The 25,070-nt window shown below is 68.1% G+C and carries 23 protein-coding genes; 18 read left to right on the top strand and 5 right to left on the bottom strand.

Annotated features, from left to right (window positions below):
• The first annotated feature begins 39 nt into the window (after positions 1–39).
• On the top strand, positions 40–912 hold the full coding sequence (locus AAHH99_RS07020; RefSeq protein WP_418768018.1) for a TIGR03619 family F420-dependent LLM class oxidoreductase: 873 nt from the start codon (positions 40–42) through the stop codon (positions 910–912).
• The gene (locus AAHH99_RS07015; RefSeq protein WP_418768017.1) at positions 909–1,319 is read left to right on the top strand and encodes an ester cyclase; all 411 of its coding nucleotides are present in this window, start codon (positions 909–911) and stop codon (positions 1,317–1,319) included. The genes AAHH99_RS07020 and AAHH99_RS07015 overlap by 4 nt, the downstream gene beginning before the upstream one ends.
• A 78-nt stretch (positions 1,320–1,397) precedes the next feature.
• Here AAHH99_RS07015 and AAHH99_RS07010 read toward each other — a convergent pair whose 3' ends face one another.
• Positions 1,398–1,979 carry a fasciclin domain-containing protein gene (locus AAHH99_RS07010; protein WP_418768016.1) on the bottom strand — a complete coding sequence of 194 codons (582 nt, stop codon included), beginning with the start codon at positions 1,977–1,979 and terminating at the stop codon, positions 1,398–1,400.
• A gap of 174 nt (positions 1,980–2,153) precedes the next feature.
• Entirely contained in the window at positions 2,154–2,822 is a 669-nt protein-coding gene (locus tag AAHH99_RS07005) for a fasciclin domain-containing protein (protein WP_418768015.1), read from the bottom strand.
• 181 nt (positions 2,823–3,003) lie between these two features.
• Here AAHH99_RS07005 and dxr point away from each other — a divergent pair, with 181 nt between their 5' ends.
• The 11 genes from dxr (at position 3,004) to AAHH99_RS06950 (ending at position 14,558) form a co-directional block, all read left to right on the top strand.
• Complete coding sequence (dxr, locus tag AAHH99_RS07000) at positions 3,004–4,194, top strand: 1-deoxy-D-xylulose-5-phosphate reductoisomerase (RefSeq protein ID WP_064415033.1); 1,191 nt, start codon at positions 3,004–3,006, stop codon at positions 4,192–4,194.
• Positions 4,191–5,414, top strand: coding sequence for a M50 family metallopeptidase (locus AAHH99_RS06995; RefSeq protein WP_418768014.1), 1,224 nt, complete (start codon positions 4,191–4,193; stop codon positions 5,412–5,414). The genes dxr and AAHH99_RS06995 overlap by 4 nt, the downstream gene beginning before the upstream one ends.
• A gap of 15 nt (positions 5,415–5,429) precedes the next feature.
• Positions 5,430–6,605, top strand: coding sequence for a flavodoxin-dependent (E)-4-hydroxy-3-methylbut-2-enyl-diphosphate synthase (gene ispG / locus AAHH99_RS06990; protein WP_418768013.1), 1,176 nt, complete (start codon positions 5,430–5,432; stop codon positions 6,603–6,605).
• A 53-nt stretch (positions 6,606–6,658) separates the two neighbouring features.
• Positions 6,659–7,513: a GNAT family N-acetyltransferase gene (locus tag AAHH99_RS06985; RefSeq protein WP_064414940.1), complete on the top strand. Its 855-nt coding sequence runs from the start codon at positions 6,659–6,661 to the stop codon at positions 7,511–7,513.
• 35 nt (positions 7,514–7,548) lie between these two features.
• Positions 7,549–8,205: a GNAT family N-acetyltransferase gene (locus AAHH99_RS06980; RefSeq protein WP_064414941.1), complete on the top strand. Its 657-nt coding sequence runs from the start codon at positions 7,549–7,551 to the stop codon at positions 8,203–8,205.
• Positions 8,206–8,381: 176 nt separating this feature from the next.
• Positions 8,382–10,190, top strand: coding sequence for a penicillin-binding transpeptidase domain-containing protein (locus AAHH99_RS06975; protein ID WP_418768012.1), 1,809 nt, complete (start codon positions 8,382–8,384; stop codon positions 10,188–10,190).
• Positions 10,191–10,222: 32 nt separating this feature from the next.
• Positions 10,223–10,807 carry a DUF1707 SHOCT-like domain-containing protein gene (locus AAHH99_RS06970; protein WP_418768011.1) on the top strand — a complete coding sequence of 195 codons (585 nt, stop codon included), beginning with the start codon at positions 10,223–10,225 and terminating at the stop codon, positions 10,805–10,807.
• Between the two features lie 19 nt (positions 10,808–10,826).
• A complete protein-coding gene (gene map / locus AAHH99_RS06965) occupies positions 10,827–11,687 on the top strand; it encodes a type I methionyl aminopeptidase (RefSeq protein WP_418768010.1) in 861 nt (286 codons plus the stop codon).
• 94 nt (positions 11,688–11,781) lie between these two features.
• A complete protein-coding gene (locus AAHH99_RS06960) occupies positions 11,782–13,269 on the top strand; it encodes a cobyric acid synthase (protein WP_418768009.1) in 1,488 nt (495 codons plus the stop codon).
• Positions 13,266–13,931 (top strand): hypothetical protein, encoded by a 666-nt coding sequence (locus AAHH99_RS06955; RefSeq protein WP_418768008.1) that lies wholly within the window; start codon positions 13,266–13,268, stop codon positions 13,929–13,931. Before AAHH99_RS06960 ends, AAHH99_RS06955 begins: the two co-directional genes overlap by 4 nt.
• Positions 13,932–13,994: 63 nt before the next feature.
• Positions 13,995–14,558 (top strand): alpha/beta fold hydrolase, encoded by a 564-nt coding sequence (locus AAHH99_RS06950; RefSeq protein ID WP_418768007.1) that lies wholly within the window; start codon positions 13,995–13,997, stop codon positions 14,556–14,558.
• Between the two features lies 1 nt (position 14,559).
• On the opposite strand, the gene ngg is transcribed toward AAHH99_RS06950, so the two are convergent.
• From ngg to AAHH99_RS06935, 3 genes are all read right to left on the bottom strand, one after another.
• Positions 14,560–16,326, bottom strand: a complete 1,767-nt coding sequence (ngg, locus tag AAHH99_RS06945; protein WP_418768006.1) for an N-acetylglutaminylglutamine synthetase — start codon at positions 16,324–16,326, stop codon at positions 14,560–14,562.
• Positions 16,323–18,140 (bottom strand): N-acetylglutaminylglutamine amidotransferase, encoded by a 1,818-nt coding sequence (locus AAHH99_RS06940; RefSeq protein ID WP_418768005.1) that lies wholly within the window; start codon positions 18,138–18,140, stop codon positions 16,323–16,325. The genes ngg and AAHH99_RS06940 overlap by 4 nt, the downstream gene beginning before the upstream one ends.
• 129 nt (positions 18,141–18,269) lie before the next feature.
• Entirely contained in the window at positions 18,270–19,814 is a 1,545-nt protein-coding gene (locus tag AAHH99_RS06935) for an amino acid permease (RefSeq protein ID WP_418768004.1), read from the bottom strand.
• A gap of 175 nt (positions 19,815–19,989) precedes the next feature.
• Here AAHH99_RS06935 and AAHH99_RS06930 point away from each other — a divergent pair, with 175 nt between their 5' ends.
• Genes AAHH99_RS06930 through AAHH99_RS06910 form a run of 5 tightly spaced genes read left to right on the top strand, consistent with a single transcriptional unit; the run spans position 19,990 to position 25,031 of the window.
• Entirely contained in the window at positions 19,990–21,369 is a 1,380-nt protein-coding gene (locus AAHH99_RS06930) for a glutamine synthetase family protein (RefSeq protein ID WP_418768003.1), read from the top strand.
• The gene (locus tag AAHH99_RS06925; protein WP_418768002.1) at positions 21,356–22,141 is read left to right on the top strand and encodes a gamma-glutamyl-gamma-aminobutyrate hydrolase family protein; all 786 of its coding nucleotides are present in this window, start codon (positions 21,356–21,358) and stop codon (positions 22,139–22,141) included. Before AAHH99_RS06930 ends, AAHH99_RS06925 begins: the two co-directional genes overlap by 14 nt.
• Entirely contained in the window at positions 22,138–23,505 is a 1,368-nt protein-coding gene (locus AAHH99_RS06920) for an aldehyde dehydrogenase family protein (protein WP_418768001.1), read from the top strand. Before AAHH99_RS06925 ends, AAHH99_RS06920 begins: the two co-directional genes overlap by 4 nt.
• A complete protein-coding gene (locus tag AAHH99_RS06915) occupies positions 23,506–24,279 on the top strand; it encodes a 3-oxoacyl-ACP reductase (protein WP_418768000.1) in 774 nt (257 codons plus the stop codon).
• 2 nt (positions 24,280–24,281) lie between these two features.
• A complete protein-coding gene (locus AAHH99_RS06910) occupies positions 24,282–25,031 on the top strand; it encodes a FadR/GntR family transcriptional regulator (RefSeq protein WP_418767999.1) in 750 nt (249 codons plus the stop codon).
• Positions 25,032–25,070: the final 39 nt, after the last annotated feature.

Here is a 25,070-nt window from a genome sequence, read left to right as displayed (position 1 = left end):
GGCATTGATGCTGCCCTGAAATCGCGGTAGAGAAACAGGATGGAGTTCTGGTCGGGCACCGCGTTCATGAAAACGTCAGAGATCCTCGGGCTCGCCCGCGCCTTCGACGAGGCCGGTTACGACGGGATGGTGTGCTCGGACCACATGATCTACCCGCGCGAACTCAGTTCGCCGTATCCGGATTCGCCGACCGGAAAACCGATGTGGGCACCGGAGACCGCCTGGCCCGACTGCTGGGTGCAGATCGGTGCGATGGCCGCGGTGACGACGCGGCTGCGGTTCTCCAACGCCGTGTACATCGCGCCGGCACGACCGCTGCTGGAGGTGGCCAAGCAGGTCGCGACCGCGTCGGTGCTGTCCGACGGGCGGGTGTCGCTGGCCGCGGGCGTCGGCTGGATGCGCGAGGAGTACGAGTTGATGGGCCAGGATTTCGGCACCCGCGGCAAGCGGCTCGACGAGATGATCCCCGCCCTGCGCGAACTGTGGCGCGGCGGTTGGGTGTCGTGGAGCGGCGAGTACTACCAGGTGCCGGAGATGATGATCGAACCCCATCCGGTGTCCCCGGTGCCGATCTTGTGCGGCGGGGAGTCCGACGCCGCGCTGCGTCGCGCCGCACGGCTGTGTGACGGGTGGGTCGGCTACGCCTACCGGTGGGACGATGCCGTGGGCTACGCCCAGAAGTTGCGCGCGCTGCTGCGCGAGTACGGCCGCGAGAACGCCCCGTTCGACATCATGCTGGCGCTGCTCGAGCCGCCGTCACCGGATTTGTACAAGCGGGCCGAGGACGCAGGCATCACCGCGGTGATGTGCAGTCCGTGGATGGGTATGGACCTCGAACCCGGTGGGGTGGAGCGGTATCGCGAGCCGATCGAGCGGTTCGCCGAGACCATCATCGCCAAGGTGCGGGGATGACCTTCTCCGAGGACGAGATCCGCGAACTGGTCGAGTGCTTGTACATCTCGATCGACCGCAGGGACTGGGCGACGGTCGAAACCCTGGTCTCGCCACGGCTGGTCGTCGAGGTCAACGGACCACCGGCCCTCGGGTGGCAGGAGTGGCAGTCGCACCTCGAAGAGTTCACCCGGGGGTTCTCCGACGGACGGCATGCGATCGAGGAGATTCTGGTCGACGGTTCGCACGGCGTCACGCGCTTCACGTTCACCGGCACCCATGACGGCGAGTTCCGCGGCGTACCGGCGACCGGGACCAAGGTCTCGGTCACCGGAATCCACATCGACCGGTTCCAGGGCGACATGCTGGTCGTGCACCGCGGCCAACTCGACATGCACGGGCTGCTGCGACAACTCGGGGCCGGCTGAGGCAGGGCTGCCGCCGACAGGAGAGGGCAGCCCGGTTCGGGGGTACCGGGCCGCCCTCGGATCCTGTTGTGGCGCAGATCAGTTCATCGGGGGCATCAGCACCGTGTCGATGAGGTAGACGGTGGCGTTGGCCGTCTGAACGCCGCCGCACACCACCGAGGCGTCGTTGACCCGCAGGTCAGACCCGTGACCGCTCACGGTGACATCGGAGCCCTGCACCGTCTTGTGCGTGCCGACGACCTGAGCCGGATCGGCCTGGCCGGGCACCACGTGGTAGGTCAGGATGCTGGTCAGCAACTCCGAGTCGGTCTTGAGTGTCTCGATGGTGGCCGGGTCGATCTTGGCGAACGCGTCGTCGGTCGGTGCGAACACCGTGAACTGGCCGCCGTCGAGCGTCTCGACGAGGTTGACGTTCGGATTGAGCTGTCCCGAAACAGCTTTCGTCAACGTGGTCAGCAGCGGGTTGTTCGAAGCCGCGACCGTGACCGGATCCTGGGCCATGCCCATCACCGAGCCCGGACCTTCAGGCACCTGCTGTGCGTATGCTGTGCAGCCGGGTCCGACCATCTCGGCCTGGGCCGTGGCGGTGGTGCCCAGCATCAGGGTGGTGGCTCCCAACGCGGCCAACCCTGCGCCGGCCAATCTCTTCCTTGCGTTCATTCCTCGTGCTCCATTCAGGACGGGACGGCTTGTGCCGTCGGATCTTTGCTTCGATCTCTATTCGGTGCCGACAACGTGCCGGATGGGTGGCAATTTCCGATCGGGGTTGCGACGGGCCCGGAACCGCGCATGTGGAGTCGAAAGCGATTCCGGGCCCGCCCGCAAGGGAGCGGCCTAGGAGGCGGCCGGCGGCATCAGGACGGTGTCGATCATGTACACCGTCGCGTTGGCAGTGCGCACTCCGCCGCACACCAGGCCCGCGTCGTTGACCTCCAGGTTGTCGCCCTCACCGGTCACCGTGACGGTCGCGCCCTGCACGGTCTTGTGGTCGCCTGCGACCTGCGCCGGGCTGGCCTGGCCGGGCACCACGTGGTAGGTCAGGATGCTGGTCAGCAACTCCGAGTCGGTCTTGAGCGTCTCGATGGTGGCCGGGTCGATCTTGGCGAATGCATCGTCGGTCGGGGCGAAGACGGTGAACTCCCCGCCGTTGAGCGTGTCGACGAGGTTGACGTTCGGGTTGAGCTGTCCGGACAGCGCCTGCGTCAGCGTCGTGAGCATCGGGTTGTTCGACGCGGCGACAGTCACCGGGTCCTGCGCCATTCCGGCCACCGAGCCCGGACCCGAGGGCACCTGCTCGGCGTACGTCGCACAACCGGCCCCCACCAAATCGGCGGCCGGGTCCATGGACTGCTCCATCGGTGCGGGCGCGACGCTGGTCGGCGTCGACTCCGCCGCGGCCGAGGGCGCCGCGGAGGTGGCGTCGTTCGAACACGCCGAGAGGGTCAGGATCGCGGCCGCGGCCACCCCCGCCACGGATACGGACTTGCCGAAGTTGATCTTCATGCGCTGCTCCCTTGTCGTGGACGGGTTGGTGCCGTCCTCTGCTGTGACACCGGGAATTCGGACCGCGGCGGTGAGTGGATGGGTCCCGTCAGATTCGCGTCACAATTCGACGGCGGATGACGCCCTCCCTCGGCAGGGCTGACGAGTGGGCGCCGGCAGGCGGCACAATGGTTCGGTGAGTATTTCCGGCGGAGCCGAGCGCGGCGACGGGGCGTCAGGCCGGCGACGCGTGCTGATCCTCGGCAGCACCGGATCGATCGGGACGCAGGCGCTCGACGTCATCGCCGCCAACCCCGACCGCTTCGAGGTGGTCGGCCTGGCCGCCGGCGGCGCCAACCCGGACCTGCTGGCGCGGCAGCGTGCAACGACCGGTGTGACCAATATCGCGGTCGCCGACCAGGTGGCCGCCGCCCGCGTCGGAGACGTCACGTACGCAGGACCCGGCGCCGTCACCGCGCTCGTCGAGAACACCGATGCCGACGTGGTGCTCAACGCGCTCGTCGGCGCGCTGGGGCTGCGGCCGACGCTGGCCGCGCTCGGGACCGGTGCACGTCTGGCGCTGGCGAACAAGGAGTCGCTCGTCGCCGGTGGCCCCTTGGTGCTCAAGGCCGCCCGACCAGGTCAGATCGTGCCCGTGGACTCCGAACACTCGGCGATGGCGCAGTGCCTGCGCGCAGGTGGCCCCGACGAAGTGGCCAAGATCGTGCTGACCGCATCGGGCGGTCCCTTCCGCGGTTGGGACGCCGAGCGGCTGGAGTCGGTGACCCCCGAGCAGGCCGGCGCCCACCCGACCTGGTCGATGGGGCCGATGAACACGCTCAACTCGGCGTCGCTGGTCAACAAGGGGCTCGAGCTGATCGAGACGCACCTGCTGTTCGGCGTGCCCTACGACCGCATCGAGGTGGTGGTGCACCCGCAGTCGATCGTGCACTCGATGGTCACGTTCACCGACGGTTCGACGGTGGCGCAGGCCAGCCCGCCGGATATGAAGCTGCCGATCGCGCTGGCCCTCGGGTGGCCGCAGAGGGTTCCCGCGGCGGCGTTGGCCTGCGACTTCAGCACCGCCTCGACCTGGGATTTCGAGCCGCTCGACGATGAGGTGTTCCCCGCCGTGGCGCTGGCCCGCCACGCCGGGGAAGGGGGTGGCTGCCTGCCGGCGGTCTACAACGCCGCCAACGAGGAGGCGGCCGCGGCGTTCCTCGACGGGCGTATCCGCTTCCCGGAGATCGTGCGCACCATCGACGACGTGCTGCGCGCTGCCGACCAGTGGGCCGCCGAACCAGCTACCGTGGATGACGTACTTGACGCCCAGCAGTGGGCGCGTGACCGTGCCGCGCGCGCGGTCGAGCGGAAGGTAATCAGCACCAGATGATGTGGCTCACCGGTGTCGTGCTGTTCGCACTGGCCATCTTGGTTTCGGTGGCGCTGCATGAATGCGGCCACATGTGGGTGGCGCGCGCCACCGGAATGAAGGTGCGCCGCTACTTCGTGGGCTTCGGTCCGACGCTGTGGGCGACGTGGCGGGCGAACAAGCTCGGGGACCGCACCGAGTACGGCGTCAAGGCGGTCCCGCTGGGCGGATTCTGCGACATCGCGGGCATGACCTCGGTGGAGGAACTCGCGCCCGACGAGCAGGACCGCGCGATGTACAAGCAGAAGACGTGGAAGCGCGTCGCGGTGTTGGCCGCCGGGCCGGGGATGAACTTCGTCATCGGCCTGGTGCTGATCTACGGCATCGCCGTGGTGTGGGGCCTGCCCAACCTGCACGCGCCGACCACGGCGATCGTCGGTGAGACGTCGTGCGTGAAGGCCGAAGTCAGCAGGGGTCAGCTCGGTGACTGCCTGGCGCCCTCGCCGGCCGCGGCCGCGGGCATCCAAGCCGGGGACACGGTGGTCAAGATCGGCGATACGCCGGTGGCGAACTTCGACGAGTTGGTCACCGCCGTCCGCGCGCTCGACGGTCCGACCGAGTTCACCGTGCAGCGCGACGGCGACGAGTTCACGACCCTCGTCGACGTCGTCCCCGCCCAGCGGTGGGTCGCCAAGGGTGATGTGGCCGAACCGGTTCCCGTCGGCACGGTCGGTATCACCGCGGCGCAGTTCGGGCCCACGCAGTACAACGCGCTGTCGGCGGCACCCGCGACGATCGCGTTCACCGGCGACCTGGCCGTGGAGATCGGTAAGTCGCTGGCCAAGCTGCCGACCAAGATGGGCGCGCTGGTGCGCTCCATCGGCGGTGAGGAGCGTGACCCCGAAACACCGATCAGCGTCGTCGGCGCCAGCATCATCGGCGGCGACGCCGTGGATCAGGGGCTGTGGGTGGCGTTCTGGTTCTTCCTGGCGCAGTTGAACTTCGTGCTCGGAGCGATCAACCTCGTACCGCTGCTGCCGTTCGACGGCGGTCACATCGCGATCGCGTTCTACGAGAAGATCCGCAACTCGATCCGGTCGGCACGCGGCAAGGTGGCCGCGGCTCCGGTCAACTACCTGAGGCTGATGCCCGCCACGTACGTGATCCTCGTCGTGGTGGCCGGCTACATGCTGTTGACCGTGACCGCCGACTTCGTCAACCCCATCAGAATCTTCCAGTAAGCAGTAGGAGAGTAAATGGCCTCCGGCCAACAGATCGGACCTCAACAAATAGGACTGGGCATGCCGGCGCCCCCGGCACCGGTTCTCGCGCCCCGACGCAAAACCCGTCAGTTCATGGTTGGCGATGTCGGCATCGGCAGCGATCATCCGATTGCGGTGCAGTCCATGTGCACCACCAAGACTCACGACGTCAACTCAACGCTGCAGCAGATCGCCGAATTGACGGCGTCGGGCTGCGACATCGTGCGGGTGGCGTGCCCGCGCCAGGAGGACGCCGACGCGCTCGCCGAGATCGCCCGCCACAGCCAGATCCCGGTGATCGCCGACATCCACTTTCAGCCGAAGTACATCTTCGCCGCCATCGACGCCGGGTGCGCGGCTGTGCGCGTCAACCCCGGCAACATCAAGGAGTTCGACGGCCGCGTCGGCGAGGTCGCCAAGGCCGCGGGCGCGGCGGGCATCCCGATCCGTATCGGCGTCAACGCCGGGTCGCTGGACAAGCGCTTCATGGAGAAGTACGGCAAGGCCACGCCCGAGGCGCTGGTCGAGTCCGCGCTGTGGGAAGCCTCGCTGTTCGAGGAGCACGGCTTCGGCGACATCAAGATCAGCGTGAAGCACAACGACCCCGTCGTGATGGTGGCCGCCTACGAACAGCTGGCCGCGCAGTGCGACTACCCGCTGCATCTGGGCGTCACCGAGGCGGGCCCGGCGTTTCAGGGCACGATCAAGTCGGCGGTCGCGTTCGGCGCATTGCTGTCCAAGGGCATCGGGGACACCATCCGCGTCTCGCTGTCGGCGCCGCCCGCCGAAGAGGTCAAGGTGGGCAACCAGATCCTCGAATCGCTGAACCTGCGTCCGCGGTCGCTGGAGATCGTGTCGTGCCCGTCGTGTGGGCGCGCCCAGGTCGACGTCTACTCGTTGGCCAACGAGGTCACCGCCGGACTGGAGGGGATGGACGTTCCGCTGCGCGTCGCCGTGATGGGTTGTGTCGTCAACGGTCCCGGCGAGGCGCGCGAAGCCGACCTCGGGGTGGCCTCCGGCAACGGCAAGGGTCAGATCTTCGTCAAGGGCGAGGTCATCAAGACCGTCCCCGAGGCCCAGATCGTCGAGACGCTGATCGAAGAGGCCATGAGAATCGCTGAAGAGCGCGGAACAGATGCCAGCGGTTCGCCGGTCGTGACCGTAAGCTGAATGTGATCCCAAACACCGGGTAGACCGCCCGGTGTCGGCGAGAAAGAGATCCCATGTCGGCACCGCCGCTGTTTCGTCACGTCGACGAACGACGGGTCTCGGTGGTGCGTGACGTCGGCGCCGTGATGCGGGTGCTCGACGAGGATCCGATCGGCTCGTGCATGGTCGCCTGCCGGGTGGCCGAATACGGTGTGGAACCTTCGGCGATCGGCGGGGAACTGTGGACGCGGCGCAGGCCCACCGAATCGCTGTGCTACGCCGGTGCGAACCTGATTCCGTTGCGCGGGGACATGATTGACCTTCATGCGTTCGCCGAGAAGGCGATGAGCACCGCGCGTCGCTGCTCCTCGCTGGTCGGGCGGGCCGAGTTGGTGCTGCCGATGTGGCGTCGCCTCGAGAACGCCTGGGGTGCCGCCCGCGATGTGCGTGAGCATCAGCCGCTTCTGGCGTTGAGCACGCCGCCGTCGTGTGCGACCGATCCCGCCGTACGCCAGGTGCGTGCCGACGAACTCGACGCCTACCTCGTCGCCTCGATCGACATGTTCATCGGTGAGGTCGGTATCGATCCGCGGCTCGGCGATGGAGGCAGGGGATACCGCAGGCGGGTCGCCGGTCTGATCGCCGCGGGCAGGGCGTGGGCCCGCTTCGAGCGCGGCGAGGTGGTGTTCAAGGCCGAGGTCGGTTCGCAGTCGCCGACGGTCGGACAGATCCAGGGCGTGTGGGTGCACCCCGACTGGCGCGGGCATGGTCTGGGCGCCACGGGCACCGCCACGCTGGCCGAGGCGGTGGTCCGGTCCGGGCGCACGGCGAGCCTGTACGTCAACGACTTCAACACCGTCGCGCGGGCCACCTATGAGCGCGTCGGCTTCCAACAGGTGGGAACGTTCGCGACCGTTCTGCTCGACTGACCGTTCCGGGCGCCCGACTCATTTACGCTCACGGCATGGCTGACGACGACCGCACAATCGCGCGCAGGGAGATCGCCGACACGATGGTTCGCGCGCTGGAGCGGCGGCACGAACTGCTCGACGTCATCGTCGATTCCGAGGACTACGACGCCGCGATCGAGGCGATCGCGAGCATGCTCGGCGCATCGCACACGGCCGCCGAGGCGGTGCTGCGGCTGTCGTTCGATCGGCTGACCAAGGTGTCGCGGCGCCGGATCGCCGCCGAACTCGAGGACCTCAACAACCAGCTCAGCTTCACCATGGGTGAGCCGGCACGCAGCGCGGACAGCATGGCGCTGCGCCCGTTCCTCGCCGACGCCGATCGCGACATCTTCGCCGCACGCACCCAGGACGTGCGCGAGGCGGGCGACGGGTCGCGCGCCCCCGCGGGCGACCTCGACGACGAGATCCGCGCCGGCCTACGACGCGTCGACGCGGAAGAGGCGGCTTGGCTGGTCGCGGTGCACGGCTCCGAGAAGATCGGGATGGTGTTCGGCGACCTGGTCTCCGGTGAGGTCAACGTGCGGATCTGGATCCACCCCGACCATCGCAAGCAGGGTTACGGCACCGCGGCGCTGCGCAAGTCGCGCTCGGAGATGGCCGCCTACTTCCCAGGAGTGCCGCTGGTGGTGCGGGCGCCGGCCGCGGGCTGACATTCGGCGCCGGCCGGCGCTGCGGCCCGCCGGCGCGCGCTGCGGACCTTGACGGGTTGATCCCACGCACCAGGTGCGTGCGATCAACCCCTTAAGCCCTCCAATCCGAGAACCGGCCCCCACAACGCGGTGCGCCTCCCGGGATTGCGGGTCTCGACTTCGTAACATCTGCCCCAATGGCATCTTCAGTAACACGCATAGTGAGCCTGGCCGCGGTCGGAATCCTGGCCGTCGGCCTCAACAGCGCCTGTACACCCAAGCCTGCCGGACCTGAGACCGCCGCCGAGAAGTTCTTCGCGGCCCTCGCGACCGGTGACACCGCGGGCGCGGCCGAACTCAGCGACCGGCCCGCCGATGCGCGCGAAGACCTCAACGAAGCGTGGGCCGGACTGCAGGCCACCCACCTGGACACACAGATCCTGGGCTCCAAGTACGCGATGGACACCGGCAGCGTCACCTACCGCTACACGTGGCATCTGCCGAAAGACCGCACCTGGACCTACGACGGACAGCTGAACATGGTCCGAGACGAGGGCCGGTGGATCGTGCGGTGGAGCGCCACCGGCCTGCACCCGCGGCTCGGCGAGAACCAGACCTTCGCACTGCGCGCCGACTCACCCCCGCGGGCGTCGGTGATCGAGCGGGGCGGCACCGAGGTGCTGGTGCCGGGATACCTGTACAGCTACTCGCTGGACGCGCGGGAGGCTGGCGGGTCGCTGATGCAGACCGCGCGGGCCGTCGTCGACGCTTTGCGGCCCTTCGACAACACGCTCGACGCACAGCGGCTCGCCGAGCAGGCCAGCTCGTCCAAACAGCCGCTGAACCTGATCACGCTGCGCAAGGCCGACCATGACCGGGTGGCCGCCGCGATCGGTGCGCATCCCGGTGTGGTCATCACGCCGCTGGCCGAAATGCTGCCCACCGACGAGACTTTCGCGCCGGCGATCGTCGGTGAGGTCAAGAGGGCGGTCGCGGGTGAACTGGCCGGCGATGCGGGGTGGCGGGTGGTCACCGTCAACCAGAACGGCGTCGACGTCGACGTGCTCAACGAGGTGCCGGGGGATCCCGCACCGTCGATCCGGATCAGCCTCGACCGGTCGGTCCAGGACGCCGCGCAGAACGCGGTCAACTTCACCGGCAAGAAGGCGATGATCGTCGTGATCAAACCGTCGACCGGTGAGATCCTGGCCGTCGCTCAGAACGCCGCCGCCGACACCGAGGGCCTCATCGCCACCACCGGCCTGTATCCGCCCGGGTCGACGTTCAAGATGGTGACCGCCGGTGCGGCCATCGAACGCGATATGGCCACCCCGAACACGATGCTTCCGTGCCCCGGCACGATGGACATCGGCCACCGGACGGTGCCCAACTACGGCGGCTTCGACCTCGGCACGGTGCCGATGTCGCGGGCGTTCGCCAGTTCCTGCAACACCACCTTCGCCGAACTGGCCAGCCGGATGCCGCCGCGCGGGTTGACGATGGCCGCGGCCAAGTACGGCATCGGAGCCGACTACGACGTCCCCGGGCTGAGGACCGTGACCGGTTCCGTACCGCCCACCGTCGACCTCGCCGAGCGCACCGAGGACGGCTTCGGTCAGGGCAAGGTGCTGGCCAGCCCGTTCGGCATGGCGTTGGCCGCGGCGACCGTCGCCGCCGGGAAAACCCCTGTCCCGCAACTGATTCAGGGCAAGGAGACCGAGATCGCCGAGAGCCCTGCGCCGATGGACCCGAAGATCGTCGAAGGGCTGCGGCCGATGATGCGGCTGGTGGTGACCAACGGCACCGCCGAGGACCTGCAGGGTGCGGGCGACGTGCGCGGCAAGACCGGTGAGGCGGAGTTCGCGGGCGGTTCGCACTCGTGGTTCGCCGGGTACCGCGGCGACATGGCGTTCGCGGCGATGATCGTCGGGGGCGGTTCCTCGGAGTACGCGGTGCGCATGCTCAAGGGCATGCTCGACGGGCTGCCGCCGGACTACCTGGCCTGATCGGGCGTCGTCGCCGTACCGTGGAACGTGCGATGACCGAGACCAATCACGACGCCATGCGCGTCTCCGACGCCGACCGCAACGGCACGCTGCGGCGACTGCACAACGCCGTCGCGCTGGGCCTGATCGACATCGAAGAGTTCGAGGAGCGCTCGGCGGCGGTAGCGCGGGCGCGGCTGCACTCGGACCTGGACGCGCTGGTGGGCGACCTGCCCGGACCGGGTGCGATCGTCACCTCGGCCGCCGATCGCATCGAGTTGCGCGGTGTGCTCGGCTCGCTCAAGCGGCACGGCGAATGGACGGTGCCGAGCCGGCTGGCCCTGCACCGGCGGATGGGTTCGGTGGACCTGGACCTGACCCGGGCGCGCTTTGCCGGGCCGATGGTCGTCATCGAGCTCGACCTGAAGTTCGGCGGGCTCGAACTGCGGCTGCCCGACGGGGCCAGCGCCTCCATCGACGACGTCGAGGTCAACGTGGGCAGCGCCCGCGACCACCGCAGGGACGCACCTGCCGAAGGCAACCCGCACGTGATCCTGACCGGGAAGGTGGTCTTCGGCTCGGTGGACATCCGCGGACCCCGCCGGTCCTGGCGGTTGAGCCCGTTCGACCGGCGCTAGCCTCGTCTACCCTGTTGACATGCCCGTTCGTACCGCCCTCCGCCCCGGCGTGGTTTTTCCTACGCTGCCGGTGCCCGCGTCCATCCCGCGGCCGGAGTACGCCTGGAAGCCGACCGTCGACGAGGGCCGCGAACCGTGGGTGCAGACGCCCGAGGTGATCGAGAAGATGCGCGTCGCGGGTAGGATCGCGGCGGGCGCGCTGGCCGAGGCGGGTAAAGCCGTCGCGCCGGGCGTCACGACCGACGAGCTCGACCGCATCGCGCACGAGTTCATGATCGACAACGGCGCCTATCCGTCCACGCTCGGTTACAAGGGTTTCCCGAAGTCCTGCTGCACCTCGCTCAACGAGATCATCTGCCACGGCATCCCGGACTCGACGGTCATCGAGGACGGCGACATCGTCAACATCGACGTGACCGCATACATCGACGGTGTGCACGGCGACACCAACGCGACATTCCTCGCGGGCGACGTCTCCGAGGAACACCGGCTGCTCGTCGAGCGGACACGGGAAGCGACCATGCGCGCGATCAAGGCCGTCAAACCCGGACGGCAGCTGTCCGTCGTCGGCAGGGTCATCGAGTCCTACGCGAACCGGTTCGGCTACAACGTGGTTCGCGACTTCACCGGCCACGGCATCGGCACCACATTCCACAACGGCCTTGTCGTCCTACACTACGACCAGCCCGCAGTGGAGACCGTGCTGGAGCCGGGTATGACGTTCACCATCGAGCCGATGATCAACCTCGGCGGCCTCGACTACGAGATCTGGGACGACGGTTGGACCGTCGCCACCACCGACAAGAAGTGGACCGCGCAGTTCGAGCACACGCTCGTGGTTACCGACGAGGGCGCCGAGATACTGACAGTCGCCGACTAGGGCGCTCGACTGTGAATCCGACGACGCCCAGGCATGTGATCCCGTCGCCAGATTCACAAACGAGGGGTGGCGTACTGACCGCGGAGGGCGATCGATGAGCGGCGCGCTCCTGGTGGCCGGGACCACCTCGGACGCGGGCAAGTCGATGGTGGTGGCCGGGCTGTGTCGGCTGTTGGCGCGCAAGGGTATTCGCGTCGCACCGTTCAAGGCGCAGAACATGTCGAACAACTCCGCGGTCACCGTCGACGGCGGCGAGATCGGCCGCGCCCAGGCGATGCAGGCCCGCGCCGCCGGTCTATCGCCGCACACGCGGTTCAACCCGATCCTGCTCAAACCCGGCAGCGACCGCACCTCGCAGCTGGTGGTTCGCGGTCGGGTGGTCGACACCGTCAGCGCACGCGACTACATCGGGCACCGTGAGCACCTTAGAGCGGTGGTCGTCGACGAACTGAAGCAACTGCGGACCGAATTCGACGCCGTCATCTGCGAGGGCGCCGGCTCGCCCGCCGAAATCAACCTGCGGGCAACCGATCTGGCGAACATGGGCTTGGCTCGCGCGGCGGGCCTACCGGTGATTGTCGTCGGCGACATCGACCGCGGCGGCGTGCTCGCGCACCTGTACGGCACCGTCGCGGTGCTCGAACCCGAGGACCAACGCTTGATCGCCGGCTTCGTGGTCAACAAGTTCCGCGGTGACCCGTCGCTGCTCGATCCCGGTCTGGCGCGGCTACAGGAGCTGTCGGGGCGGCCGACCTACGGCGTCATCCCGTATGCCGAGGGTTTGTGGCTGGACACCGAGGACTCGGTCTCGGTGGTGGCTCGTCGCGTGGTCGGTGAACCGCAGCCCCCGCGGGGTGAGCAGTGGTTGCGGGTGGCCGCGATCCGGTTGCCGCGCATCTCCAACTCGACCGACGTCGAGGCCCTCGCCTGTGAGCCGGGCGTGCTCGTGCGCTGGGTCGGCGAACCCGCCGATCTCGTCGATGTCGACGTGGTCGTCATCCCCGGCAGCAAGGCCACCGTCGCCGACCTGGATTGGCTGCGCCGCAGCGGGCTTGCCGACGCGCTGAGCGCACACGCCGCCCGCGGTATGCCCGTGCTGGGGGTGTGTGGCGGCTTCCAGATGCTGTGCGCGCGCATCGACGACGCCGTGGAATCCGGGGCAGGCGTCGTGCCCGGCCTGAACCTGCTCGAGGCCGACATCGTCTTCGCGCCCGAGAAGACCCTGTTGCATCACGAAGAACCGTTGTCCGGCTACGAGATTCATCACGGCCAGATCGGCCGCTCGGCCGAGCAACCGTGGCTCGGGGTTGGCTTGCGGCGCGGGGCGGTGTACGGCACCCACTGGCACGGCGTGCTCGACAACGACGACGTGCGGCGCGCATGGCTGGTGGAGGTCGCGCAGGCGGCCGGCCGCGACGGGTTCGTCGTGGCCGACGATGTCTACGTCAGTTCCCGACGCGACGCGCAACTCGACCTGATGGCCGACCTGCTGACCAGCCATCTCGACGTGGACGCGGTGCTCACCCTGCTCTCCGACGGCGCGCCGGCCCGGCCCGACATCGTGACGGGACTGCGGCGATGATGCGGCGACTCGCCGTGGCGGCCGCCCTGACCGCGGTCACGTTGACCGGTTGCGCGCACTCGACCGTGGGCTCGCCGACCTGGCCAGGCGCCCGCCTGGACCGAGCGCTGCTCACCGCGGCCGACTTCCCGCAGGGGGTGCAGTTCGACCACGTCGTCCGCGAACCGGGCGAGGGTGGCGACGGTGCTGGTGCCCCACCGGCCATGCTGTCCCGACCGGCGGGGTGTTCGGAGGGACTCACCCGGGTGATCGCCGAGACGGGGGAGCGTGGGCCGGGCAGCGCCGCGGAGTACGTCGTGGGCTATGACGGCGCCCGCATCGTGATGACGGTGCTGACATGGCGTCTGGATCTCGACAAGCTGGCGGCCACGGCCGAACGGTGTGCGCACTTCGAGACGTTCTTCGACGAGTCCTCGCCGGGCATCCCGATGACGACGACCAGGATGGATCCATCTCGCGCCGACGCGCTCGTCTACGAGCAGACCATGCAACTCGGCGGAGTCGACAGCAGCGTCTACTTCACGTTCGAGAACATCGGGACCATGGCGGTGTACGGTGTCGCGTTCCCGACTCCGAACCCGACAATTCCGGTCAAAGCCACGCTGCCGCAGACCTTTCTGGACATCGCGACCGAGCAGGCCGAGCGCGTCCCCGCGCTCTGAATCGCCCCGTTCACTCCCCGCGAAATGACCGCGTCGCCCCGTCGACCGCTGTAGCGTGGCCCAATGCCATCCACCACGGTCACCGTCGAGGGGTTCAGCGTGCCCGTCGACGTCGCCGGTCCCGAGAAGGGGTCGGTCGTGGTGGTGCTCGGGGCGGGCCATCAGCCGGCCGCCGCCTATGACGCCGTCTGTCAACGGCTGCACACCGCATCGCTGCGGACCGTCGTCGTGCCTCCCGATCCCCGGCTGACCGCGAAGTCGGTGGTCGGCATCCTCGACACCCTTGGCGTGAAATGGGCGCTCCTGGTGGGCGACCGCGTCGGCGGTGAGCTGGCGTGGGAACTGGCCGCCACCCGGCTCGACCGGTTCATCGGGTTGGTCGTCATCGACCGCGGGCACCCGCGCGTCGCGGACGCCGCGGGCGTGGTCCGCGACGAGCACTGCCCGCCGGTCGAGATGAACACCACGGCACTGGTCAGCACCCCGCGGGCGCGCGCGGTCGCCAAGGCCAGCCAGCGCTATGTGTACGGCGACTACCGGATAGTCGACCTGCTCGGCAGGCGCAACGCCGCCGAATCCACGGCCCAGCTGGCCGCCGAGATCGTGATGCGCACCAGCACCTGGTGACTCAGGCGGGCGACTCCTCGGGCGTCCACGCCTGAGGCAGCGCCGGGCTGCCCGGGAACAGAAAATCGACGAAAGCCTTTGCGGTGGGCTGTGGTTCGTGATTGGCCAGCCCGGGGCGCTCGTTGGCCTCGATGAAGACGTACTCCGGCTCGGTGACGTCGGGCACCAGCAGGTCGATCCCGGTGACAGGGATGCCGATCGCGTGGGCGGCCCTGACCCCGACGTCACACAGGTGGGGATGGACCTTGGCGGTCACGTCGTGAATGGTGCCGCCCTGATGCAGGTTCGCGGTGCGCCGCACCCGCAGTCGCTCGCCCTCGGGAAGCACATCGTCGAACGACCAACCCGCCTCCGTGACCGTTGACTCGGTGACCGCGTCGATCGGGATGCGCGATTCCCCGCCCGTGGCCGCCGCCCGGCGCCGGCTCTGCGCCTCGATCAGCTCGCGCACCGTGTGGTGTCCGGTCCCGACGACCTCGGCGGGCTTGCGTAGCGCCGCGGCCACCACCTTGCCGTCGATGACCACCAGCCGAAGATCGTCGCCGGGTGCCCGCTGCTCGATCAGCACGTGCGGATGTTCTTTGCGTGCGCGGGCCAGCGCGGCGTCCAAGTCCTCGGCGCTGCTGATGCCGACGGTGATGCCCTTGCCCTGCTCACCCCGGGTCGGCTTGACCACGACGTCGCCGACCTCCTCCAGAAACTCGTGGTCCTTTTCGTCGAAGGTCGCCAGCCTGCCCTTGGGCACCGTAATACCGTTCTCGGCCACCAGCCGCCGGGTGAGCCGCTTGTCGTCGCAGCGCGCCATCGCGACTGCGGAAGTGAACTCCGACAACGACTCCCGGGTGATGACAGTGCGGCCGCCGTGAGACAAGCGCATCTCACCGGCCTCGGCGTCGAGCACCTCGACCCAGATCCCGCGGCGCATGGCCTCGTCGGCGATGATCCGCGCGTACGGGTTGAGGTCCTCGACGGTCTCGGGCGGATGGGTGAACAGCGGTTCGTTGATCGCGTTCTTGCGTTTGACCGCCATGACCGGGACGCGGTGGAAGCCCAGCTTCTCGTAGAGCGAGATCGCGGCGGCGTTGTCGTGGCTGACCGACAGGTCCATGTAGGCCCGGCCGCGATCGCGGTAGATCGCGGCCAGCGCCCGGGTGAGCGCCGCGCCGACACCGGGCAGGCTCGTCGTCGGGTCGACGGCCAACGTCCACAGGCTCGACCCGTTCTCCGGATCGGAGAACAGCCGTTTGTGGTCGACACCGGTCACGGTGCCCAGCACGGACCCGTCGTCGCGCACCGCGACCAGATAATCGAGGGCGTCCTGAGTCCGGTGGTTGTTCCACAGCACCTCGACGGGCGCGGGCACCATGCCGCAGCGCACGTACACGCGGTTCATCTCGTCGGCGTCGTCGGCGCTCTGCAGCGCGCGCACCGAGAACCCGTTCGGCGTCCGGTCGGGATCGGGGTCCTCGGTGAACCGCAGCCGGTAGGTGTGGCTCGGGTCGATGAAGAGCTCGGCGGGCGCCATCGACACCAGGACGTGGGGTTCGCGCGCGTAGATGCAGATGTCGCGTCGTCCGGGTCCCTCATGCCTGAGCACTTCGGCCAGCTTGGCGGGGTCGGCGAACGTCTGACCGAAAACCAGCCGCCCCCAACCCATCTCGATGACAACGTCGTCGGCCATCGCGTCGACGAGATGCTGCGGTGACGCGTCGTGCAAGCCGAGGGTGATCGCTTCGGTCTGCTCTGCGTCGGGCCCGAGCGCCGTCATGCCGCGGGTCCGGTGATGCTGTGCCGCTGCAACCACAGCTCGAGCAGCGCCAGTTGCCACAGTTCGTTACCGCGCAGCGGCGTCAGGCGTCCGTTCGGGTCAGCAAGCAACCGTTCGATCGCGGCGGGTCGGAACAAGTCGCGTTCCTTAACCGCGGGCGCGTACAACGCGTCGCGCACCATGTCCAGGTACGGGCCCTCGAGATGGGTGAGCGCAGGCACCGGGAAATAGCCCTTCGGCCGGTCGATGACGTCGGATGGAATCACCTGGCGCGCGGCTTGCTTGAGCACACCCTTGCCTTCGTGGGCGATCTTCAGCTCGGGTGGGCAGGTGGCGGCGAGCTCGACGAGTTCGTGGTCGAGGAACGGCACGCGACCTTCCAGACCCCACGCCATCGTCATGTTGTCGACGCGCTTGACCGGGTCGTCGACGAGCATGACGGTGGTGTCCAGTCGCAGGCCGCGGTCGATGCCGGTTTGGGCGCCTGCCCGCGCGAAGTGCTCGGTGACGAAGTCCAGGCTCGGGTCGCCGTCGACGGCGAACGCCGGCGTCACCAGAGCGTCGTAGCCCGCGCGGTCGCGGTCGAAGAACGCCTTGCGGTAGCTGGCCACCGCTCCGTCGATCGACGCCGCGTCGGGTCCGCCCAGCGGCGGGTACCAGTGGTATCCGGCGAACACCTCGTCGGCGCCCTGACCGGACTGCACGACCTTGACGTGCTTGGCCACCTCCTGGCTGAGCAGGTAGAAGGCAACGCAGTCGTGGCTGACCATCGGTTCGCTCATAGCGCCGATCGCGCCGTCGAGCGCGGGCAGCATGCGGTCGGTGCCGATGCGGATCTGGTGATGGTCGGTGCCGAAGTGCTCGGCGATGATGTCGGAGTACTTGAATTCGTCGCCGGCCACACCGCCGACCGATTCGAAGCCGATCGAGAACGTCTTGAGTCCGTGCTGACCCGCCTCGGCGAGCAGCCCGACTATCAGGCTGGAGTCGACGCCGCCCGAGAGCAGGCAGCCGACGGGCACGTCGGCGACAAGGCGTCGCTCCACGGCCACGCGCAACGCGTCGAGAACGGCGTTCTCCCAGTCCCGTTCGGACCAGTCGGCCCGGTCCGCCCTGCGGGTGAAGTCGGGCTCCCAGTACGTCGTGGTCGTGCGGCGGCCGTCGGGCTCGATCGCCACCAGCGACGCCGGCGGCACCTTGGCCACACCGCGCAGGATCGTGCGCGGCGCGGGCACCACCGAGTGGAACGACATGTAGTGGTGCAGCGCGATCGGATCGATGCGGGTGTCCACCGATCCGTCCTTGGCACCACCGGCCAGCAACGCAGGCAGCGACGACGCGAACCGAACGCGGGCGGAATTCTCGCTGATATACAGCGGTTTGATGCCGAGCCGGTCGCGCCCGAGCAGCACCCGGCCGCTGTCACGCTCGACAATCGCGAACGCGAACATGCCGTGGAGGTGGTCGACGAACCGGTCGCCCCAGTGGTGATACGCCTTGAGCAGCACCTCGGTGTCGCTGTGGGAGAAGAACCGATAGCCGTGGCCGCTGAGCTCGCGGCGCAGCTCCTTGTAGTTGTAGATGCAGCCGTTCCATGCGATCGCCAACCCCAGCTCGGGGTCGAGCATGGGCTGACCGCCCGCTTCGGAGAGATCGATGATTTTCAGGCGACGGTGACCCAGCGCGACCCTGCCCTGAGACCAGGCGCCCGCCGAGTCCGGGCCCCTCGGTGTCATCGCCTCGGCCATCGCCGAGACAGCTGCTACATCAGGTATCCGGCCGTCGAGACGCACCTCGCCGGTGGCTCCACACACGCCCTCGACATTACCCTTGTTGACGGTAGCGAAACCTGTTACGGGTGTGACGTGGGTCTAGTCACCGCTGGTCGCACCGCAAAACCGCCGACGCGGGGCTCCCCACGGGCAACGGTTGGCGCTGGCGGCTCACTCGGTGCGGCCCTGGAGTATCTCGTCCTCGATGGTGCCGCCGAGACCTTCGGCGCTCGGGTCGTAGCCGTGCAGGCCCCCGGTGACGGCGTACTCCTCTTCGGGTGACAGCACCAGGCGGTGCCTGCCGTACAGACCGAACACCAGCAGCCCCAGGATGTAGAGGATGACGATCGCGATGACCGCGGGCCGGTAGTCCGGGTTGACAAGGATGCCGACGAACGTCACCGCCGCGATGACCAGCGCGACGACCGCACCCGAGTTGCCGGTCGGGCTCACCCACGGTCGTCGCGCGTTGGGGAATTTGCGGCGCAGCAGGATGAACGAGATCATCTGCAGTCCGTACGCCAGCACCGCACCCCACACCGCGATGTTGAGGACCACCGCGCCGGCGCCTTCGTTGTAGTTGACGATGAGCAGCGCCACGAATCCGATGACCGCGCCCGCCAGCAGCGCGACGTACGGTGTCTGCCGAGAACCGGTCAGCGACAACGTCTTCGGGTAGTAGCCGGCGCGGCTCAGCGAGTACATGTTGCGGCCGTAGGCGTACATGATGCCCTGCAGGCTGGCCAGCAGGCCGATCAGCGCGAACGCCGACAACACCGCGGCGAGGTCGGCGGGCAGGAAGGCGCGGAAGCCGTCGAGCAGCGGCTCGTCGGAACTGCCCAGCGCCTCGGACCCGGTCACCGCCGGGTTGAGGAAGAACACGATCGCACCGCAGCCGATCAGCGAGAGCAGTCCCCAGATGCCGGCGCGGGGGATGTCGCGGGCCGGGTCGTGCGCCTCCTCGGCCGCCAGCGGAAGCTCCTCGATGCCCAAAAAGAACCACATCGCGAAGGGCATTGCGTACAGGATCGCCACCCAGCCGAACGGCAGGAACGTCGAGGAACCCGCGGCGTCCGGATCGGGCGCGATATCGAAAAGCTTGCTGAAGTCCACGGCGCCGTTGGCGATGGCCAGGATGCCGAACAACACCAGGATGCCGATCGACAGGATCGCGACGACGAGGGCGAACTTGAACGAGATCTCCGCACCCCACGAGTTCAGCCCGACGAAGAGCGCATACAGGATGATCCACCACACCCACATCGGCAGGGAGAGGTTGAACAGGTCGGTCGTGACGGCGTTGGCGTAGGAAGCCGAGAAGTAGACGATCACCGCGGTGGTGAACACGTACTCGATGGTCTCGGCGAACCCGGTGACGAAGCCGCCCCAGGGGCCCATCGCGGCGCGCGCGAATGAGTACGCGCCGCCGGTATGTGGCATGGCCGCCGACATCTCCCCGATCGAGAAGAGCATGCCGAAGTACATGATCACGATGACGACCGAAGCGATCGCCAAGCCGCCCCATCCGGCCGCGCCGATGCCGAAGTTCCAGCCGGAGAAGTCGCCGGAGATGACCGCGGCGACGCCGATGCCCCACAGGCCCCAGAAGCCTGCGGTGCGTTTGAGTTGCCGCTTCTCGAAGTAACCCTCGCCCGCTTGGCTGTAGGTGACCCCGCCCGAGCGCTTCATCTGGTCCCGTGCCTGATCTTGGGCCACGTGGTCGCTCCGTTCTTGCGGTTATGGGGCATAGGGAGAATAAACTTGCAAAGGTCTGGTGTCCTACCTTTGGAAATGACTTTTCTGTAAAGCCCTGGGCGAACGCCGGAGCGAGCCGCATCCAATGGTTGACTACCCGCAATCTCGCGCTGTCGAAGGAAAGGCCCCACCACGGATGAGCGTCACATCGGGCATGTTGTCGCAGACCGACCTCGAGCGCATGGTCGCCGACAGGGAGATCGACACGGTGATCGTCGGGTTCTGCGACATGCAGGGCAGGCTCACCGGGAAGCGGGTGTCGGCCCGGTTGTTCGTCGAGGAGGTTGCCGAGCACGGCGCAGAGTGCTGCAACTACCTGCTGGCGGTCGACGTCGACATGAACACCGTCCAGGGCTACTCGATGTCGAGCTGGGAGACCGGCTACGGGGACATGGTGATGACGCCGGACTTCTCGACGCTGCGGCTGATTCCGTGGCTGCCCGGCACCGCGATGGTGATGGCCGACCTGGGTTGGCACGACGGCAGCCCGGTCGAGCAGGCCCCGAGGAGCATCCTCAACCGTCAGATTGACCGGCTCGCCGAACGCGGTCTGGTGCCCTACGTCGGGACCGAACTCGAGTTCATGTTGTTCGACGACGGCTTCCGCGAGGCGTGGGCCAAGGGGTATCGCGGGTTGACGGCGGCCTCGGACTACAACGTCGACTACGCGATGCTCGGCTCGACCCGGATGGAGCCGCTGCTGCGCGACATCCGGCTCGGCATGAGCGGTGCGGGCATGTACTGCGAGGGCGTCAAGGGGGAGTGCAATCTCGGCCAGCAGGAGATCGCGTTCCGCTTCGACCATGCCCGGGTCACCTGTGACAACCACACGATCTACAAGAACGGCGCCAAGGAGATCGCCGACCAGCACGGCAAGAGCCTGACGTTCATGGCGAAATTCGATGAGCGCGAAGGAAACAGCTGCCATGTGCACATTTCGCTGCGGGGCGACGACGGCAGTCCTGATGGCACAGCGGTGTTCGCCGACGACACCGACCCGCTCGGAATGTCGCCGATGTTCCGCAGCTTTGTAGCCGGGCAGCTGGCCACGATGCGGGAGATGACGCTGTTCTACGCACCGAACATCAACTCCTACAAGCGGTTCGTCGACGGTAGTTTCGCCCCGACCGCGGTCGCGTGGGGTCTGGACAACCGAACCTGTGCGCTGCGCGTCGTCGGCCACGGCCACGGCATGCGGATGGAGAACCGCGCCCCCGGGGGTGACGTCAATCAGTACCTCGCGGTCTCGGCGTTGATCGCCGGCGGCCTGTACGGCATCGACCGCGAACTCGAGCTGCCCGAGCCGATGGAGGGTAACGCGTACACCAGTGGTGTCGAACGGCTTCCGACCACACTCACCGAGGCTGCCGCGCTGTTCGAGAAGTCCGAGGTGGCGCGGGCCGCGTTCGGCGACGAGGTGGTCGAGCACTACCTCAACAACGCCCGCGTCGAATTGGACGCGTTCAACGCCGCCGTCACGGACTGGGAGAGGATTCGCGGTTTTGAGCGGCTCTAGTGTTTCGGCAGGCGAGCACAAGCGCAGACCCGTACTCGGGCTGACCACCTACCTGCAGCAGGCGCAGACCGGGGTGTGGGATGTGCGGGCGAGCTTCCTGCCCGCGATCTACTTCGAGGGTGTCGAACTGGCCGGCGGGATCTCGGTTCTGCTTCCGCCGCAACCCGTCGACGACCACATCGCCGACCGGGTGCTCGACGGGCTCGACGGCGTGATCATCACCGGTGGGCGCGACGTCGTGCCTGCGCACTACGGCCAGGAACCGCACCCGGCCACCGACGCCGACGTCGAAGACAACCGGCGCCGTGACCAGTTCGAGTTCGCGCTGGTGCGTGGCGCGCTGCGGCGCGGCATGCCGGTGCTGGGCATCTGCCGCGGCGCGCAGGTGCTCAACGTCGCGCTGGGCGGCACGCTGCACCAGCACCTGCCCGACGTCATCGGGCACAACCGCCATCAGCAGGGCAATGCGGTGTTCACCACGTCGACCATCCGCACCGTTGCGGGCACTCGGTTGGCCGAGCTCATCGGCGAGTCGTCGGACGCGCAGTGCTACCACCACCAGGCCATCGATCGACTCGGCGACGGCCTGGTGATCAGCGCTCAGGACGACGACGGTGTCATCGAGGCGGTCGAAGTCGACAGGGCGGCGCACCCGGACGATTTCGTGCTGGCCGTGCAGTGGCATCCCGAAGAGCGCCTCGACGACCTGCGGCTGTTCGCCGCCGTCGTCGAAGCGGCGGACGCATACGCAACAGAAAGGGCGAACGCTTGAGCACATCCGACGTGATCAACCCGGCGACCGAGGAGCTGCTGCGCACCGTCGAGCAGACCGACGAGGCCGCAGTCGATGATGCGGTGGCCCGGGCGAAAGCGGCACAACGGGATTGGGCGCGGCAGGCGCCCGCCGAACGCGCGGCGGCGCTGCGCGCGTTCGCGGCGACGGTCGACGCGCACATCGACGAGCTGGCGGCGCTGGAAGTCGCCAACTCCGGGCACCCCGTCGGGAACGCCGAGTGGGAGGCCGGCCATGTCCGCGACGTGCTGCAGTTCTACGCTGCCACACCGGAACGCTTGTCCGGCAAGCAGATTCCGGTCGCGGGCGGCATCGACGTGACGTTCAACGAGCCGCTCGGCGTTGTCGGCGTCATCACGCCCTGGAACTTTCCGATGACAATCGCCTCGTGGGGTTTCGCGCCTGCGCTCGCCGCGGGCAACGCGGTGCTCATCAAACCCGCGGAGTGGACGCCGCTCACCACGATCCGACTGGGGGAGTTGGCGGTCGAGGCGGGAATCCCTGCCGACGTGTTCTGCGTGCTGCCCGGTAAGGGCTCGGTGGTGGGGGAACGTTTCGTCTCGCACCCCGACGTGCGCAAGGTGGTGTTCACCGGTTCCACCGCGGTCGGCACCCGCGTCATGGCGGGCGCGGCCAAACAGGTCAAACGCGTCACCCTCGAACTGGGTGGCAAGAGCGCCAACATCGTCTTCGACGACTGTGATCTGGAGCAGGCGGCGGCCACCGCGCCGTACGGGGTGTTCGACAACGCGGGCCAGGACTGCTGTGCGCGCAGTCGAATACTGGTGCAGCGCAACGTCTACGACCGCTTCATGGAACTATTCGAGCCCGCGGTCAAGGGTGTGGTGGTCGGCGACCCGCGCGCCAAGGACACCGAGATGGGCCCGCTGGTGTCGAAGGGGCACTGGAACACCGTCGCCTCCTTCGTGCCCGACGACGCGCCCGTCGCGTTCCGCGGCTCGGCTCCCTCAGGCCCGGGGTACTGGTTCCCGCCGACGGTATTGACGCCGCAGCGTACCGACCGCACGGTGCGCGAGGAGATCTTCGGACCGGTGGTCACCGTGCTGCCGTTCGACGACGAGGCCGACGCGATCGCGCTGGCCAACGACACCCCCTACGGGTTGTCCGGGTCGATCTGGACAGAGAACCTATCGCGGGCGGTGCGGGTGTCGCGGGCGGTGGAGGCGGGCAACCTGTCGGTCAATTCGCATTCCTCGGTGCGGTACAACACGCCGTTCGGCGGCTTCAAACAGTCCGGCCTCGGACGCGAACTCGGCCCCGACGCGCCGCTGTCGTTCACCGAAACCAAGAACGTGTTCATCGCCGTGCAGGAGGCGCCCTAGATGGATCTGACGCAACGCTTGGCGGGCAAGGTCGCCGTCATCACCGGTGGTGCCAGCGGCATCGGCCTGGCGAGCGCCAGGCGGATGACGGCCGAGGGCGCGACCGTCGTCATCGGCGACATCGACCCGGCGGCCGGAAAGACCGTCGCCGACGATCTGAACGGCACCTTCGTCCAGGTCGACGTCTCCGACCAGGTCGCGGTGGACAAGCTGTTCGACACCGCCGCCGAGACACACGGATCGGTCGATATCGCGTTCAACAACGCGGGCATCAGCCCACCTGAGGACGGTCTCATCGAGGACACCGGCATCGACGCCTGGCAGCGGGTTCAGGACGTCAACCTCAAATCGGTGTTCTTCTGCTGTAAAGCGGCGCTGCGGCACATGGTTCCGCAGCAGAAGGGGTCGATCATCAACACCGCGTCGTTCGTCGCGGTCGTCGGCTCGGCGACGTCGCAGATTTCCTACACCGCCTCGAAGGGCGGTGTGCTGACCATGTCGCGTGAACTCGGTGTGCAGTACGCACGGCAGGGAATTCGCGTCAACGCGCTGTGTCCCGGACCCGTCAACACGCCGCTGCTGCAGGAGTTGTTCGCCAAGGATCCGGAGCGCGCGGCACGGCGGTTGGTGCATGTGCCGGTGGGCCGGTTCGCCGAACCGGAGGAACTCGCCGCCGCGGTCGCCTTTTTGGCCAGCGATGACGCGTCGTTTATCACCGCGTCGAGCTTCCTGGTCGACGGCGGTATCGGCGGCCACTACGTCACCCCGCTGTAGCCATGTCGGCCGACTCGGACGTACCAGTGGCGCACGTGGGGTTCACCGCGTTGGCGGCCGCCGAAGCGCTGCTGCGTCCGGTGCGTGGGGGTAACGCCTTCGAGGACACCGTGGCACGGCTCCTGCAGACCATCCGGCTCGGTGTGTTGGCGCCCGGCGAATGCCTGCCGCCCGAGCGTGAACTCGCCTCGCGTCTCGGCGTCAGCCGCGACACCGTGCGCGAGGCGATCAAGTCGCTGTCCGACGCGGGTTATCTGGTATCTCGGCGCGGACGGTACGGAGGGACGTTTCTCTCCGATGAACTGCCGCGACCTATTGCCCGAACCGACGCGGTGACGCGCGCGGAGATCGACGACGCGCTGCGCCTGCGGGAGATCCTCGAAGTCGGCGCCGCGCACATGGCGGCCAGCCGCACGCTGACCGCATCGGAGCGCGAACAACTGTGGGCCCGGATGACCGACGTCCGCGCCGCTGCCGCCGACGACTACCGCCGGCTCGACTCGCGCCTGCACCTGGCGATCGCCGAGGCCGCCGGATCGCCGTCGCTGGTCCCGCTGCTGGCCGAGAACAGGATGCGGCTCAACGCCCTGCTCGACCAGATCCCGCTGCTGCCACGCAACATCGCCCATTCCGACGAGCAGCACGAGGCGATCGTCCTCGCGATCCTGGCCGGCGACGGCGACCGAGCGGCATCAGCGATGCGGGCTCACATCGAGGGGTCGGCCGCGCTGCTGCACGGCTTCCTCGACTGAAGCCACGCACCCCACCCCCAGCACCGCGAGTGTGCGTGT

The organism is Mycobacterium neumannii (genome assembly GCF_048452905.1).
Classification (GTDB): Bacteria; Actinomycetota; Actinomycetes; order Mycobacteriales; family Mycobacteriaceae; genus Mycobacterium; species Mycobacterium neumannii_B.
This window is presented reverse-complemented; position numbering and strand designations above follow the sequence as displayed.

Excerpts from the sequence above, each read along its gene's own strand:
- ispG (WP_418768013.1), top strand. The coding sequence starts at position 5,430 with ATGGCCTCCGGCCAACAGATCGGACCTCAACAAATAGGACTGGGCATG.
- AAHH99_RS06970 (WP_418768011.1), top strand. The coding sequence starts at position 10,223 with ATGACCGAGACCAATCACGACGCCATGCGCGTCTCCGACGCCGACCGC.
- AAHH99_RS06930 (WP_418768003.1), top strand. The coding sequence starts at position 19,990 with ATGAGCGTCACATCGGGCATGTTGTCGCAGACCGACCTCGAGCGCATG.
- AAHH99_RS06955 (WP_418768008.1), top strand. The coding sequence starts at position 13,266 with ATGATGCGGCGACTCGCCGTGGCGGCCGCCCTGACCGCGGTCACGTTG.
- AAHH99_RS07005 (WP_418768015.1), bottom strand. The coding sequence starts at position 2,822 with ATGAAGATCAACTTCGGCAAGTCCGTATCCGTGGCGGGGGTGGCCGCG.
- ngg (WP_418768006.1), bottom strand. The coding sequence starts at position 16,326 with ATGACGGCGCTCGGGCCCGACGCAGAGCAGACCGAAGCGATCACCCTC.
- AAHH99_RS06960 (WP_418768009.1), top strand. The coding sequence starts at position 11,782 with ATGAGCGGCGCGCTCCTGGTGGCCGGGACCACCTCGGACGCGGGCAAG.
- AAHH99_RS06995 (WP_418768014.1), top strand. The coding sequence starts at position 4,191 with ATGATGTGGCTCACCGGTGTCGTGCTGTTCGCACTGGCCATCTTGGTT.
- AAHH99_RS07020 (WP_418768018.1), top strand. The coding sequence starts at position 40 with ATGGAGTTCTGGTCGGGCACCGCGTTCATGAAAACGTCAGAGATCCTC.
- map (WP_418768010.1), top strand. The coding sequence starts at position 10,827 with ATGCCCGTTCGTACCGCCCTCCGCCCCGGCGTGGTTTTTCCTACGCTG.
- AAHH99_RS07010 (WP_418768016.1), bottom strand. The coding sequence starts at position 1,979 with ATGAACGCAAGGAAGAGATTGGCCGGCGCAGGGTTGGCCGCGTTGGGA.
- AAHH99_RS07015 (WP_418768017.1), top strand. The coding sequence starts at position 909 with ATGACCTTCTCCGAGGACGAGATCCGCGAACTGGTCGAGTGCTTGTAC.
- AAHH99_RS06975 (WP_418768012.1), top strand. The coding sequence starts at position 8,382 with ATGGCATCTTCAGTAACACGCATAGTGAGCCTGGCCGCGGTCGGAATC.
- AAHH99_RS06985 (WP_064414940.1), top strand. The coding sequence starts at position 6,659 with ATGTCGGCACCGCCGCTGTTTCGTCACGTCGACGAACGACGGGTCTCG.
- AAHH99_RS06980 (WP_064414941.1), top strand. The coding sequence starts at position 7,549 with ATGGCTGACGACGACCGCACAATCGCGCGCAGGGAGATCGCCGACACG.
- AAHH99_RS06910 (WP_418767999.1), top strand. The coding sequence starts at position 24,282 with ATGTCGGCCGACTCGGACGTACCAGTGGCGCACGTGGGGTTCACCGCG.
- AAHH99_RS06950 (WP_418768007.1), top strand. The coding sequence starts at position 13,995 with ATGCCATCCACCACGGTCACCGTCGAGGGGTTCAGCGTGCCCGTCGAC.
- AAHH99_RS06915 (WP_418768000.1), top strand. The coding sequence starts at position 23,506 with ATGGATCTGACGCAACGCTTGGCGGGCAAGGTCGCCGTCATCACCGGT.